This window comes from Stenotrophomonas sp. 22LJNL06-5-1, from assembly GCF_056861455.1.
Genome location: NZ_JBSPUE010000009.1, coordinates 57,466 through 69,999 on the forward strand (window position 1 = coordinate 57,466; position 12,534 = coordinate 69,999).

Sequence of the window (12,534 nt, forward strand, 5' to 3'; positions counted from 1 at the left end):
GGAAAAGCGTCAGAAGGGGGCGGGACGACCGCATTCCGACATGGGCGGCGCTACCATGGTACGAACTTCCGTGGATGTTTCGTGCATGCGTCTGTTGGTGATCGAGGACAACCGCCAGCTGGTGGCCAACCTGTTCGACTATTTCGAGTCGCGCGGGCATGTACTGGACGTGGCCCCGGATGGCATCACCGGCCTGCACCTGGCCGGCAGCCATCCCTACGACGCGGTGATCCTGGACTGGATGCTGCCGCGCATGGAGGGGCCGGAGGTGCTGCGCCGGCTGCGTGCCGAGCACGCGTCCGAGGTGCCGGTGATCATGCTGACCGCGCGCGATGAACTGCCGGACAAGATCGCCGGCTTCCGCGCCGGTGCCGACGACTATCTGACCAAGCCGTTCGCGCTGCCCGAGCTGGAGGTGCGGCTGGAAGCGCTGCTGCTGCGTGCGCAGGGCCGCAACCCGCGCAAGCGCCTGCAGGTGGGCGACCTGGTGCTGGATCTGGCGACGCTGGAGGCCCAGCGTGAGGGCCAGGTGCTGCACCTGTACCCAGCCTGCCGCAAACTGCTGGAAGTGCTGATGCGGGCCAGCCCGGGTGCGGTGACGCGACAGCAGCTGGAGTTCGCCCTGTGGGGCGACGAGCCGCCGGATGGCGACCTGCTGCGCTCGCACGTCTACGAGTTGCGTCGCAGCGTTGACGGCCCGTTTGCCGAGAAGCTGATCCACACCCTGCCGCGGGTGGGTTATCGGCTGGCCGTGACCACCGGCAGCGACGCTGGCAAGGATATTGATGAAGGCGCGTAAGCCCGGGCCGCTGTACCGGCGCGTGCTGTGGTGGTTGCTGGGCTACCTGGCGCTGCTTTCGCTGGCGGTGTTCAGTGTTGGCAACTATGTGCACGAGCACGCCGAGCATGCGGCATGGCGCGCGCTCCTCAATTCCGAGCTGGACAGCATCGTCGAACATGTCGAGCACGAGCCGCATTACCGCTGGCAGGATTCGGACACCCTGAGCCTGTACCGCTTCGACGCGGTCAACCTGCCCGAGAGCGTCCTCACGCTGCATCCGGGGCTGCATGACGGGGTGATGATCAAGGGCCGCGAGATGGCGGTGATGGTGCGCGAGACCGAATCGATGGGGCGGGTCGCGCTGGCGCTGGACATCTCCGACTTCCATGACCTGGAGCAGTTCGCCACGCGCTGGGTGATGCTGGCGGGCGTGATCATGATCTTCGTCACCGTGCTGATGGCGTCCTTCGGCATGGAGCGGATGGTGCGCCCGTTGAGCCTGCTGGCGCAGCGCATCGCCGACCTGCGGCCCGGCGCGCAGGGGCAGCGCATCGAGGTCGACCCGCGTGGCAGTTCCGAGCTGCACACGATTGCCGGTGCACTGAACGATTATCTGGACCGCAACGAACAGTTCGTCGAACGTGAGCGGGTGTTCATCAGCACGGCCAGCCATGAACTGCGCACGCCGATCGCGGTGATGACCGGTGCCGCCGAACTGGCGCTGGAGCAACCGGGCCTGCCCGAGCGTGCGCGCCAGCAGATGCAGCGGGTGCTGCGCACCGCGCAGAGCGTCGAGCAGCTGATCGAACTGCTGCTGGTGCTGGCGCGTGATCCGGCACGACTGGCGGCGCGTGCCGAGCGCATCGCGCTGGACCAGCTGCTGCCGGAGATCGTCGACGACCATCGCCATCTGCTGGGCGACAAGGACCTGAGCATCGGCATCCAGGCCGCACCGGTGGACATCGTCGCGCCGCTGGCGGTGGTGCAGGCGGCGATCGGCAACCTGCTGCGCAACGCCATCGAGAACAGTGGCCGTGGCCATATCGAATTGCGCTTGAGTTCGTCGGCGGTGCTGACCCTGCAGGACCCCGGGCATGGCATGAGCCCGGAGGAGATCGCGGCGATCCACGCACGCATGGCCCGTGGCGAGCGCGCCGATCGGGGCGGCGGCATCGGACTGGACCTGATCGCGCGGCTCTGCGAGCACCTGGGCTGGACCCTGCAGCTGCAGCCCTGCGAGCCGCGCGGCACGCGTGTCACGCTCGATTTCAGTGCCTCGCGCCCCACATCTCGGTAGTGCCGGCCGCTGGCCGGCAACCCCACGGCACTAGGCGCCGTTCGGCCGCGCCACGTGCTGGTCGATCAGGATCACGTTGCCGTCGGGATCGGCCAGCTGCAGGTAACCGGTCCCCTGGCCATCGGGATCGGTGCGGACTGCCAGCGCGATGCCCCTGGCATCCAGCTCGGCCTGCAGCTCGCGCACATCCTGGAAGTGGGGCAGTTCCTGCTTGTGCTGGTCCCAGCCAGGATTGAAGGTCAGCAGGTTGCCCTCGAACATGCCCTGGAACAGACCGATCACGGTGCCGTTGCTGCGCATCACCAGCCAGTTCTGTGCCGGATCGCCGCCGGTGACCGAGAAGCCCAGGGCTTCGTAGAAGGCACGGGAGGCCGGCAGATCCTTCACCGAGAGGCTGACCGAAAAGGCGCCAAGCTGCATGAGTGGGCTCCCTGAGGGGGATGAGGGTGTGGTCGGCACTGCAGCATGACCGGGCGTGAAGACAATGTTAATCTCGACCTGCGCCGCCTTATGCGGCGCTTTTTTTTCTCCGCTCTTTCGATCGACAGAGGATCCCATGCCGACCGAACCCGCTACTGCCCTGATCAGCAACGATATCGTTGGACTGGGCCTGATTGCCGCCACCCTGGCCCTGATCTTCTGGGCCGCCAGTGGTCCGACCCCGCTGCTGAAGAAGATCTTCGCCTGGGTGCCGGCACTGCTGCTGTGCTACTTCATCCCCGCCATCTACAACACCGCTGGTGTCATCGATGGCCACAACACCTCGCTGTACAACCCGGTCGCGCGTGACGTGCTGCTGCCGGCCGCACTGGTCCTGCTGACGCTGTCGATCGACCTGAAGGGCGTCATCAAGCTCGGCCCGAAGCTGCTGGTCGTGTTCTGCGCCGGTACTGCCGGCATCATGCTCGGCGCCATCGTCTCGTTCCAGCTGATGAAGCTGATCCATCCGGAAACCGTGGCAGGTGATACCTGGGCGGGCATGGCCGCGCTGGCCGGCAGCTGGATCGGTGGCGGCGCCAACATGGTGGCCATGCGTGAGGTGTTCGGCACCGATGCCACCACCTTCGGCCAGTTCGCGGTGGTCGACGTGGCCTGCGCCAGCCTGTGGATGGCCATCCTGTTGTTCCTGGCCAACCGTGCGCAGCAGATCGATACCCGCAACGGTGCCGATACCCGTGCCATCGACGAGATGAAGGCGCGCATCAGTGCCTACGAGGCGCAGAACGCGCGTATTCCCAGCATGACCGACCTGATGGTGATCGTCGGCGTGGCACTGGGTGGCGTCGGTCTGGCCCACGCCATCGCCGCGCCGCTGTCGGGCTGGTTCAAGGCCAATGTCAGCTGGGCCAGCCAGTTCAGCCTGGACAGCCAGTTCGTCTGGGTGATCCTGCTGTCCACGGCGATGGGCCTGGGCCTGAGCTTCACCCGTGCGCGCCGGCTGGAAGCCGCAGGTGCTTCGCGGCTGGGCACGGTGTTCCTGTACTTCCTGATCGCCTGCATCGGCATGCAGATGAACCTGCTGTCGCTGCTGGACCGGCCGTGGCTGTTCCTGCTCGGCGCGATCTGGATGGCCACACACGTGCTGGTGCTGTGGGTGGTAGCCAAGCTGCTGCGCGCGCCGCTGTTCTTCTTCGCCATTGGTTCACAGGGCAACATCGGCGCAGCCGCTTCGGCCCCTGTGGTGGCAGCGGCGTTCCATCCGACGCTGGCTCCGGTGGGCGTGCTGCTGGGCACGGTGGGCTATGCCACCGGCACCGGCCTGGCCTACGTCACCGGCCTGATCCTGAAGTGGATGGCGACCGGCTGAGTTCGGGCCGTCCTGGCGTCATGCTTCCGTAGATCCACGCCATGCGTGGATGCATTTCATGGGCCTCCATGAACATGGAAGGGGTCAGATCCGTTTCCCGGAGGAAACGGATCCTGACCCCTGATGCTTCTCGCCTTCACCGGAAATCCGTCGAAGGTGCGGGTGCCGGGCTGCAAGCCCGGCACCCACCTCACTCCTCAACAGCAACGGCCACCGTTGCGTCCGCCGTAACGCGCTTCCTGTCGTTCGCGGAAGAACGTCTTGTAGTCCATCGGTTCCTGATCCGGATGCTTCTCCAGCATGTGTCGGACGTAGTTGTCGTAATCAGGAATGCCACAGCACAGTCGGGCGGTCTGCACCAGGCGCCGCCAGATGCGGCGGTGTGCCTGGTACTGGCCGGCGGGAACCAGTTGCGTGCTCATCACAGATCCACCATTTCATGCGGCTTCAGCGCCACGTAAGGGGTCTCGCGGTCAGTGCGCTGCGGATTGCGGCGGGCCGCCAGGATGGTCTTGATCGAATACACCAGCACCGCGCCCACCACCAGCAGGAACAGCGCGGTCAGGCCGGTGTTGACGTAGGCGTTGACCACGATCTGCTTCATCTGCGCCACCGACTTGGCCGGTGCCGTGATGGTGTCGCTGGCGAGGGCGGCCTGGAACTTGTGTGCCTGGGCCAGGAAGCCCTGTGCCGGGTTGCTGTCGAAGATCTTGATGAAGCCGGCGTAGGTGGTGCAGATCAGCAGCCAGATGGCTGGCACCGCGGTCACCCACGCATAGCGGTCACGCTTCATCTTGAACAGCACCACCGTGCCCAGCATCAGCGCGATACCGGCCAGCATCTGGTTGGAGATGCCGAACAGCGGCCACAGCGTCTGGATGCCACCGAACGGATCGACCACGCCGGTGTAGAGCAGGTAGCCCCACAGCGCCACGCAACCCGCGGTGCCGATGATGTTGGCGGTCCACGATTCGGTCTTCTTCAGCGCCGGTACGAAGTTGCCCAGCAGGTCCTGCAGCATGAAGCGGCCCGCACGGGTGCCAGCGTCGACTGCAGTGAGGATGAACAACGCTTCGAACAGGATCGCGAAGTGGTACCAGAACGCCATCATCGCGTCGCTGCCACTGGGAATCGCTTCGTGCAGGATCTGCGCGATGCCCACCGCCAGTGTCGGTGCGCCACCTGCGCGATGCAGGATGGTCGGTTCACCAATGGCCGCCGCGGTCGCGGTCAGCTGCTCGGGCGTGATGGTGAAGCCCCAGGTGTTGGTGATGTAGTGCGCGGCCGAGGCCGCATCGGCACCGATCACCGCCGCCGGGCTGTTCATCGCGAAGTAGATGCCCGGATCGATGATCGAGGCCGCCACCAGCGCCATCACCGCCACGAACGATTCCATCAGCATGCCGCCGTAGCCGATGTAGCGCATGTGCGCTTCATTGGCCAGCAGCTTCGGCGTGGTACCGGAGGAAATCAACGCGTGGAAGCCGGATACCGCACCGCAGGCGATGGTGATGAACAGGAACGGGAACATGCCGCCCTTCCACACCGGGCCATCACCGCTGGCGGCGAACTGGGTCAGCGCCGGCATCTTCAGTTCCGGCATCACCACCAGGATGCCGATGGCCAGCGCGATGATGGTGCCGATCTTGAGGAAGGTCGACAGGTAGTCACGCGGGGCCAGCAGCAGCCACACCGGCAGCACCGAGGCGACGAAGCCGTAACCGATCAGCATCCAGGTGATCTGGGTGCCGGTGAAGGTGAAGGCCGGGCCCCAGACCGGATCGGCGGCGACCTTGCCGCCGTACCAGATCGCGGCCAGCAGCAGGATCAGGCCGACGACCGAGATCTCGCCGATCTTGCCGGGACGGATGTAGCGCATGTACACGCCCATCAGGATCGCGATGGGCATCGTCGCGATCACCGTGAACATGCCCCACGGGCTTTCGGCCAGCGCCTTGACCACCACCATCGCCAGCACCGCCAGGATGATGATCATGATCAGGAACGCACCGAACAGCGCGATGGTGCCTGGCACCTGGCCCATCTCTTCTCTTACCAGGTCGCCCAGCGAGCGGCCGTTGCGACGGCTGGACAGGAACAGGACCATGAAGTCCTGCACCGCGCCGGCCAGCACCACGCCCACCACCAGCCACAACAGGCCGGGCAGGTAGCCCATCTGCGCGGCCAGGACCGGGCCGACCAGCGGGCCGGCGCCAGCGATGGCGGCAAAGTGGTGGCCGAACAGCACGTGCTTGTTGGTCGGCACGTAATCCAGGCCATCGTTGTTGATCACCGCCGGGGTGGCCCGGGTCGGATCCAGCTGCATCACTTTGTTGGCGATGAACAGGCTGTAGAAGCGGTAGGCGACCAGGTACAGCGAAACCGCTGCCACCACGATCCACAGTGCGTTGATGTGTTCGCCGCGGCGCAGGGCCACGGTGCCCAGACAGAATGCGCCGAGCAGGGCGAGTACCGCCCAGCCCAGTTTGGAAAACCCTTTCATGAGGTGCTCTCTCCCGGAAAGACAGACAAAGAGTCCCGCGTGCCCTCGACAGGGTCAATTGGCACAGGACGAATCGGCGTTAGTACTTTGGTCGTACGGCGGTTGCGCTGACGTGCAACGAACATCAGGGATGGAACAATCGGTTGCGGAGCCATCCATTGGCGTACGGCCGTGTGGCGTCCATCTTCACTGGCATCCATCCAACAGGAGTCGCCATGAGCTTTCCCGAACCGGTCCGCGTGCTGCGCACCATCCGTGGCATGCCCACCTCCGACGGTGCCGGCGTGCGCCTGACCCGCGTCATCGGCGGCCCCACGCTGCCCGACCTGGATCCATTCCTGCTGCTCGATGAGTTCGGCACCGACCGTGCCGAGGACTACATCGCCGGTTTCCCGGAGCATCCGCACCGCGGTTTCGAAACCGTCACCTACATGCTCGACGGGCGCATGCGGCATCGCGACAACCATGGCAACGAAGGCCTGCTCACCCCGGGCAGCGTGCAGTGGATGACCGCTGGCCGTGGCCTGGTGCATTCGGAGATGCCCGAGCAGGAGAGCGGGCAGATGCGCGGGTTCCAGCTGTGGGTGAACCTGCCGGCGAAGGACAAGATGACCGACCCGAAGTACCAGGAATTCGCGCCCGAGCGCATTCCCGTGGTGCACCCGGAGCCGGGCGTGGAGGTGAAGGTGATTGCCGGCAGCGTGGACGGCACCGATGGCCCGATCGTGCAGCCGGCCACCGATCCGCTCTACCTCGACATCACGCTGGCGCCCGACCGTGCCTGGACCTATGCGCTGCCGGAAGGGCACAACGCGTTCGCCTACGTGTTCGAAGGTGCGATGACCGTGGGTGAGCAGGATGCTGCGCGCGATGTTGCACGCCAGGAACTGGCGGTGCTGGGCGGTGGCGAGCAGTTGCACCTCTCGGCCGGCAGCGAAGGTGCGCGGTTGATCCTGGTTGCCGGCCGTCCGCTGCGCGAACCGGTGATGCGCCACGGGCCGTTCGTGATGAACACGCGGCAGGAACTGATGCAGGCCTTCGTCGATTTCCAGGAAGGCAAGTTCTGACGTAGTGCCGGCCGCTGGCCGGCAACTGCCTGCGGTCACGGCGGATCGAGGTGCCGGCCAGCGGCCGGCACTACCGTCTGATCGGCTCGCATTGCGGGGACGCTGCCAGGCAGTCATCCCCGTCACCTTCAGCGCCCCGCGGCCACGGCCGACGGGGTCAGGCTCATGCCCTGCGCCAGCTGCTGCAGCGAGCCCAGTTCCTGGGCGCTGTCCGGATACAGTGAAATCTGCGCGTAGCGCTTCTTGTCCAGCTTGACCACGCTGATGCGGCGCTCGGCGTAACCGGGCGGCTGCTGGCCACCAAGATCGGGCTGGTACCAGTACAGCGATTCACCGCCGAAGCTGCCCTTTTCCTGCCGCAGCGCCCGGTTCAACGGAATATCGGGGTTACGCGCGCTGAGCATCAGGCTCAGTACCTCGCGGCCGTCCCCGGTGCTGGCGCGGCAGACCAGGAAATCGGCCAGCACCTGCTGCTGCCACTGCAGGCCACTGCTGGCCGGCAACGAAGGACATTCGGCGGGAGCCTGCGCGGCGGCCTGGGCCGCGGCGAACAGCAGGCTCGACAACACTACAGGCGCGAACTTCATGCATCCCCCAAGGTGGTCTGTCGTGTGGCTCCGCCAGATGGACTGGCGGCCATGGCATCCCATCCCCGGATGCCGCCCCATCCGGCATGTGCACGGACGGTCAACTCAACCTTAACGGAACGTGAGCGATCGCACAAATCGCGGTTACAAGCGTAACCATTGCGGCCGATCGTCGGCCGCAATGGTCCGCACAGGCCTCAGCGGTCGTTGCCGATCCACTTGTAGATGATGCCGCCGATCGCACCGCCCAGCAGCGGGGCGACCCAGAACAGCCACAACTGGCTGACCGCACCGCTGCCGGCGAAGAAGGCCACCGCGGTGGAACGGGCCGGGTTCACCGAAGTGTTGGTGACCGGGATGCTGATCAGGTGGATCAGGGTCAGCGACAGGCCGATCGCCAGCGGCGCGAAGCCGGCCGGCGCCTTGCCATGGGTGGCGCCCATGATCACGATCAGGAACACCGCGGTCAGTACCACCTCGCACAGGAAGGCGGCCGCCACGCTGTAGCCGCCGGGCGACAGCGCGCCGTAGCCGTTGCTGGCGAACGCACCGGCCTGGCTGCCATCGATGGCGAAGCCGCTGGCGCCGGAAGCGATCTGCAGCAGGATGAAGCCGGCCAGCAGGCCGCCAGCAACCTGGGCGATGATGTACGGGATCAGGTCCTTGGTCGGGAAACGACCGCCAGCCCACAGGCCGACACTGACCGCCGGATTGAAGTGCGCGCCCGAGATATGGCCGAACGCATAGGCGCCGGTCACCACGGTCAGGCCGAAGGCCAGCGCCACGCCGAGGAAGCCGATACCCAGCGGATTGCCGTCGCCACCGAACTTAGCGGCCAGCACCGCACTGCCACAGCCACCCAGAACCAGCCAGAACGTGCCGAGGAACTCGGCGGACAAGCGTTTACCCATGCTCATGTGTTGCACTCCTTTGACGGTCGAAAGTGTGATTTATGTCACATTTCAGCGATCAGCGGGTGACTGTAGTGTCAACGCCGGGTGCAGGGATACACCTTCGGATGTGTGCAACACGCGATGTTCAGTACTGCGGCAGCGGGATGAACTCCTTGTCGTCGCCCGGAATGGTGCCGAAGCGGCCGGCTTCCCAATCGTGCTTGGCCTGCTCGATGCGTTCCTTCGAGCTGGACACGAAGTTCCACCACAGGTGACGCGGGCCATCCAGCGGCTCGCCACCGAACAGCATCGCCTTCACCGGCGTCTTCGCGCGCAGGCGGCCTCGTGCGCCGGCTTCGGGAATCACCAGGTGCTGGGCAGGGATGTCCACGCCATCCAGCTGTGCCTCGCCTTCGAGGATGTACAGCGCACGCTCGCGGTGGCCGTCGTCGATATCGATCTCCGCATCCGGGTCGAGATCGATTGCCACGTTGAGGGTATCGGCGAACACCTTTACCGGCGATTCCTCGCCATAGGCGCGGCCAGCGATCACCCGCAGCCAGGCACCATTGCGGCGCTGCTCGGGCAGGGTGGCCGCGGCATGGTGGTAGAACGCCGGCTCGATCTCTTCATGTGACTTCGGCAGCGCGACCCAGGTCTGCATGCCGTGGATCGGGTTGTCGTGATCGCGGTCCGGCTGCGGCGTGCGCTCGGAATGGGCGATACCGCGGCCGGCGGTCATCCAGTTGACGTCACCGGGACGGATCACCTGATCCGAGCCCAGCGTGTCGCGGTGGCCGATGGCGCCCGACCACAGGTAGGTGACGGTGGCCAGGCCGATATGCGGATGCGGGCGCACGTCGATGGCGGTGCCGGGGTGCATGAGTGCCGGGCCCATCTGGTCGACGAACACGAATGAGCCGATGCTGCGCGCCTGCAGGGTGGGGACGGCGCGCCGGACTTCGAGTCCGCCGATGTCGTGTACGCGCGGGGCGATGATGGTGGTCATGCGGGCGTTCTCGCTGGCAGGGATCAGGTGGTCAGCATCGCATGCAGCTGTGACGGGCACATGCCCCGTATGGGTAACAGGTTGTTCCGTAGAGTCGAGCTTGCTCGACTGGGGGTCCAGCCAACGGCGCAGCCCCTCGTGGCTGTGGGGTTGGTCGTGTAAAGCAAAAGCCGCGCTTGGCCGGGCGGGGTGGGTTCGCGGGGGACGCCGTGAATCCGTCCGTGGAGGCTTGGCCGCGGCATCCATGCCGCGGACACCCCCGCGAATCCACCCCGCCCGACCTCTGACAGTTTCCGTGTGCGGTCCAGCCACGGAGAAGAAAAAAGAAAATCAAAATCAAACGCCGGTCGCTTCGCTCCTGGTGTCGACCAAGGTCGACACCCACCAGTTCGTAATGATCCACACCGCCCCGCCCAACAAACAGAAAAGCCAGAGCCGCTTTGGCTCTGGCTTTTGAGGTTGCCGGCCAGCGGCCGGCACTACCGCGGGTGCCGGGCCGCAGGCCCGGCCGATAAACTCAAACCACTGGTTCGCGCAGGGCGGGGTTGTCCCAGCCCGGGCGCGGGGCGAAACGGTCGCCGTGGCGCTGCTGCAGTGCCTTCAGGCGCTCGACGATCGCATCGGCACCCACCGCACGGATGTGCTGGATCGGACCACCGCGGAACGGTGCGAAACCGGTACCGAAGATCACGCCGGCATCCAGCAGGTCCGCGTCGGCCACCACGCCTTCGTGCAGGCAGGCCACTGCTTCGTTCAGCAGCGGCAGGATCAGGCGGTCCTCCAGATCGGCCGGGGCCTGGTAATCGCTGGCCACGTCCGGCTTCTTCGGCTTGCCGTTCTCCCAGGTGTAGATGCCCTGGCCGTCCTTCTTGCCACGCTTGTCCGGTTCCACCGTCTGCAGCGCGGCGGGAATCTGCAGGCCCAGGAACGGCGCCAGTTCGCGGCCCACGCCTGCGGCCACGTCCAGGCCCACGGTGTCGATCAGTTCGATCGGGCCCATCGGCATGCCGAACTTCACCGCGGCCTTGTCGATCACCGGGCCCGGAATGCCCTCGGCATACGCGGTCGCGGCCTCCAGCATGTACGGGAACAGCACGCGGTTGACCAGGAAGCCCGGGCTGCCGGCCACCGGCACCGGGAACTTGCCCAGTGCCTTGCAGAATGCGGCCAGGCGGCGCTCGGTCTCCGGCGCCATGCCGTCGTGATGGATGATCTCCACCAGCGGCATCTGCGCGACCGGGTTGAAGTAATGCAGGCCAGCGAACTGTGCCGGGCGCTGGATGTGGTCGCGCAATTCCACCAGCGGAATCGACGAGGTGTTGGTGGTCAGCAGCGCGTCCTGCTTCATCTTCGGTTCCAGCGTCTGGTACAGCGCACGCTTGGCTTCCGGGTTCTCGATGATCGCTTCGATCACCAGGTCGGCCTCGGCCACGCCGTTGCCTTCCAGGTCGGCACGCAGGCGCGCGGCCACGGCAGGGCGCTTGCTCTCGTCACGCACCTTCTTGGCGAACAGCGCCTGCGCGCGTTCCATGGCCGGGTCGATGAAGCGCTGCTCACGGTCCTGCAGGGTCACTTCGAAGCCCTTGTAGGCGGCCCACGCGGCGATGTCGCCGCCCATCACGCCAGCGCCGACCACGTGCACGTGGCGGATGCCGGAATCACCACCACCGAGGCCCTTCAGGCGCTCGGTGAGGAAGAAGATGCGGATCAGGTTGCGCGCGGTCGGGGTGCTGGCCAGCTTCACCACGGCGCGGCGTTCTGCATCCAGGCGTGCCTGGATCGGCTTGCCGCCACTGCGCTGCCAGGTGCTGATCAGCGCGTACGGCGCCGGGTACTGGTCCTTCTTGGCCTTGCGCGCGACCTGCTTGACCATCTGCGGCGCCAGCAGCGTGCGTGCCAGCCAAGTGTTGGTGGCCCAGGCCGTCGCGCGCTGCTTGAACGGGCGGGTGGTGCCGGACAGGGCCAGCGCCACGGCGGTGTCGAGCACCACCGCCGGTGCCACCACCTTGTCGACCAGGCCGATGCCACGCGCGGCCGAGGCCGACAGGGTGCGGCCGGTCAGCATCATGTCCATCGCCGCCGGTGCACCGACCAGCTGCGGCAGGCGGGCGCTGCCGCCCCATCCCGGGAAGATGCCCAGCTGGGTTTCCGGCAGGCCGATACGGGTGCTGTTGTCATTGGAGGCCACCCGGTAGCGGCAGGCCAGCGCCAGCTCGGTGCCGCCGCCCAGGCAGTGGCCGTGGATCGCTGCCACGGTGGGGCAGGGCAGCTCGGCCAGCTTCTGGTAGGTGGCCTGGCCGCGACGGATGGCGTCGTTGACGGTGCCGCGACGGTCGAATTCCTGGAACTCTTTCAGGTCCGCACCGGCAATGAAGCCGGCCTTCTTCAGCGACTGGATCACCACGCCCTTGGGCGGGTCCAGGGCGATGCGCTCAAGCAGGTCGCCCAGTTCCAGCAGCACGTCCTGCGACATCGCGTTGACGCTGCTGTCCTGACGATCGAGGGAGAGAACCACCACGCCGTCGTCGCGGATCTCGGGGTGCCAGTGGCTGAAGCGGAGACCATCGAAGCCTGAGAGCATGGACGTTCC

Annotated in this window: 11 protein-coding genes; 4 read left to right on the forward strand and 7 right to left on the reverse strand. The window is 66.2% G+C overall.

Features of this window, described 5'->3' with window-relative positions:
* The first annotated feature begins 85 nt into the window (after positions 1–85).
* Complete coding sequence (locus AC13GF_RS18090; RefSeq protein WP_440086434.1) at positions 86–799, forward strand: response regulator transcription factor; 714 nt, start codon at positions 86–88, stop codon at positions 797–799.
* Positions 786–2,078, forward strand: coding sequence for a sensor histidine kinase (locus AC13GF_RS18095; protein WP_483005539.1), 1,293 nt, complete (start codon positions 786–788; stop codon positions 2,076–2,078). Before AC13GF_RS18090 ends, AC13GF_RS18095 begins: the two co-directional genes overlap by 14 nt.
* Positions 2,079–2,108: 30 nt before the next feature.
* Here the strand turns inward: AC13GF_RS18095 and AC13GF_RS18100 are convergent, their stop codons facing one another.
* A complete protein-coding gene (locus AC13GF_RS18100; protein WP_483005540.1) occupies positions 2,109–2,498 on the reverse strand; it encodes a VOC family protein in 390 nt (129 codons plus the stop codon).
* A gap of 136 nt (positions 2,499–2,634) precedes the next feature.
* On the opposite strand from AC13GF_RS18100, the gene AC13GF_RS18105 reads away from it, so the two are divergent.
* Positions 2,635–3,885 (forward strand): DUF819 family protein, encoded by a 1,251-nt coding sequence (locus AC13GF_RS18105; protein WP_014038098.1) that lies wholly within the window; start codon positions 2,635–2,637, stop codon positions 3,883–3,885.
* Positions 3,886–4,082: 197 nt separating this feature from the next.
* On the opposite strand, the gene AC13GF_RS18110 is transcribed toward AC13GF_RS18105, so the two are convergent.
* Together AC13GF_RS18110 and AC13GF_RS18115 are read right to left on the reverse strand one after the other, a co-directional pair.
* The gene (locus AC13GF_RS18110) at positions 4,083–4,307 is read right to left on the reverse strand and encodes a YbdD/YjiX family protein (protein WP_005410613.1); all 225 of its coding nucleotides are present in this window, start codon (positions 4,305–4,307) and stop codon (positions 4,083–4,085) included.
* Complete coding sequence (locus tag AC13GF_RS18115; RefSeq protein WP_032129857.1) at positions 4,307–6,388, reverse strand: carbon starvation CstA family protein; 2,082 nt, start codon at positions 6,386–6,388, stop codon at positions 4,307–4,309. The genes AC13GF_RS18110 and AC13GF_RS18115 overlap by 1 nt, the downstream gene beginning before the upstream one ends.
* A 215-nt stretch (positions 6,389–6,603) precedes the next feature.
* On the opposite strand from AC13GF_RS18115, the gene AC13GF_RS18120 reads away from it, so the two are divergent.
* On the forward strand, positions 6,604–7,455 hold the full coding sequence (locus tag AC13GF_RS18120) for a pirin family protein (protein WP_483005541.1): 852 nt from the start codon (positions 6,604–6,606) through the stop codon (positions 7,453–7,455).
* A 128-nt stretch (positions 7,456–7,583) separates the two neighbouring features.
* On the opposite strand, the gene AC13GF_RS18125 is transcribed toward AC13GF_RS18120, so the two are convergent.
* From AC13GF_RS18125 to AC13GF_RS18140, 4 genes are all read right to left on the reverse strand, one after another.
* Positions 7,584–8,042 (reverse strand): hypothetical protein, encoded by a 459-nt coding sequence (locus AC13GF_RS18125; protein ID WP_483005542.1) that lies wholly within the window; start codon positions 8,040–8,042, stop codon positions 7,584–7,586.
* Between the two features lie 197 nt (positions 8,043–8,239).
* Positions 8,240–8,959 carry an aquaporin Z gene (aqpZ, locus tag AC13GF_RS18130; protein WP_032129854.1) on the reverse strand — a complete coding sequence of 240 codons (720 nt, stop codon included), beginning with the start codon at positions 8,957–8,959 and terminating at the stop codon, positions 8,240–8,242.
* Between the two features lie 121 nt (positions 8,960–9,080).
* Complete coding sequence (locus AC13GF_RS18135) at positions 9,081–9,944, reverse strand: pirin family protein (protein ID WP_049427674.1); 864 nt, start codon at positions 9,942–9,944, stop codon at positions 9,081–9,083.
* Between the two features lie 517 nt (positions 9,945–10,461).
* A complete protein-coding gene (locus AC13GF_RS18140; protein ID WP_483005543.1) occupies positions 10,462–12,525 on the reverse strand; it encodes a 3-hydroxyacyl-CoA dehydrogenase NAD-binding domain-containing protein in 2,064 nt (687 codons plus the stop codon).
* Between the last annotated feature and the right edge of the window lie 9 nt (positions 12,526–12,534).

Bases quoted from the DNA above. Each gene is read 5' to 3' on its own strand.
- AC13GF_RS18100 (WP_483005540.1), bottom strand. From the start codon at position 2,498: ATGCAGCTTGGCGCCTTTTCGGTCAGCCTCTCGGTGAAGGATCTGCCG.
- AC13GF_RS18095 (WP_483005539.1), top strand. From the start codon at position 786: ATGAAGGCGCGTAAGCCCGGGCCGCTGTACCGGCGCGTGCTGTGGTGG.
- aqpZ (WP_032129854.1), bottom strand. From the start codon at position 8,959: ATGAGCATGGGTAAACGCTTGTCCGCCGAGTTCCTCGGCACGTTCTGG.
- AC13GF_RS18090 (WP_440086434.1), top strand. From the start codon at position 86: ATGCGTCTGTTGGTGATCGAGGACAACCGCCAGCTGGTGGCCAACCTG.
- AC13GF_RS18140 (WP_483005543.1), bottom strand. From the start codon at position 12,525: ATGCTCTCAGGCTTCGATGGTCTCCGCTTCAGCCACTGGCACCCCGAG.
- AC13GF_RS18105 (WP_014038098.1), top strand. From the start codon at position 2,635: ATGCCGACCGAACCCGCTACTGCCCTGATCAGCAACGATATCGTTGGA.
- AC13GF_RS18135 (WP_049427674.1), bottom strand. From the start codon at position 9,944: ATGACCACCATCATCGCCCCGCGCGTACACGACATCGGCGGACTCGAA.
- AC13GF_RS18125 (WP_483005542.1), bottom strand. From the start codon at position 8,042: ATGAAGTTCGCGCCTGTAGTGTTGTCGAGCCTGCTGTTCGCCGCGGCC.
- AC13GF_RS18115 (WP_032129857.1), bottom strand. From the start codon at position 6,388: ATGAAAGGGTTTTCCAAACTGGGCTGGGCGGTACTCGCCCTGCTCGGC.
- AC13GF_RS18110 (WP_005410613.1), bottom strand. From the start codon at position 4,307: ATGAGCACGCAACTGGTTCCCGCCGGCCAGTACCAGGCACACCGCCGC.
- AC13GF_RS18120 (WP_483005541.1), top strand. From the start codon at position 6,604: ATGAGCTTTCCCGAACCGGTCCGCGTGCTGCGCACCATCCGTGGCATG.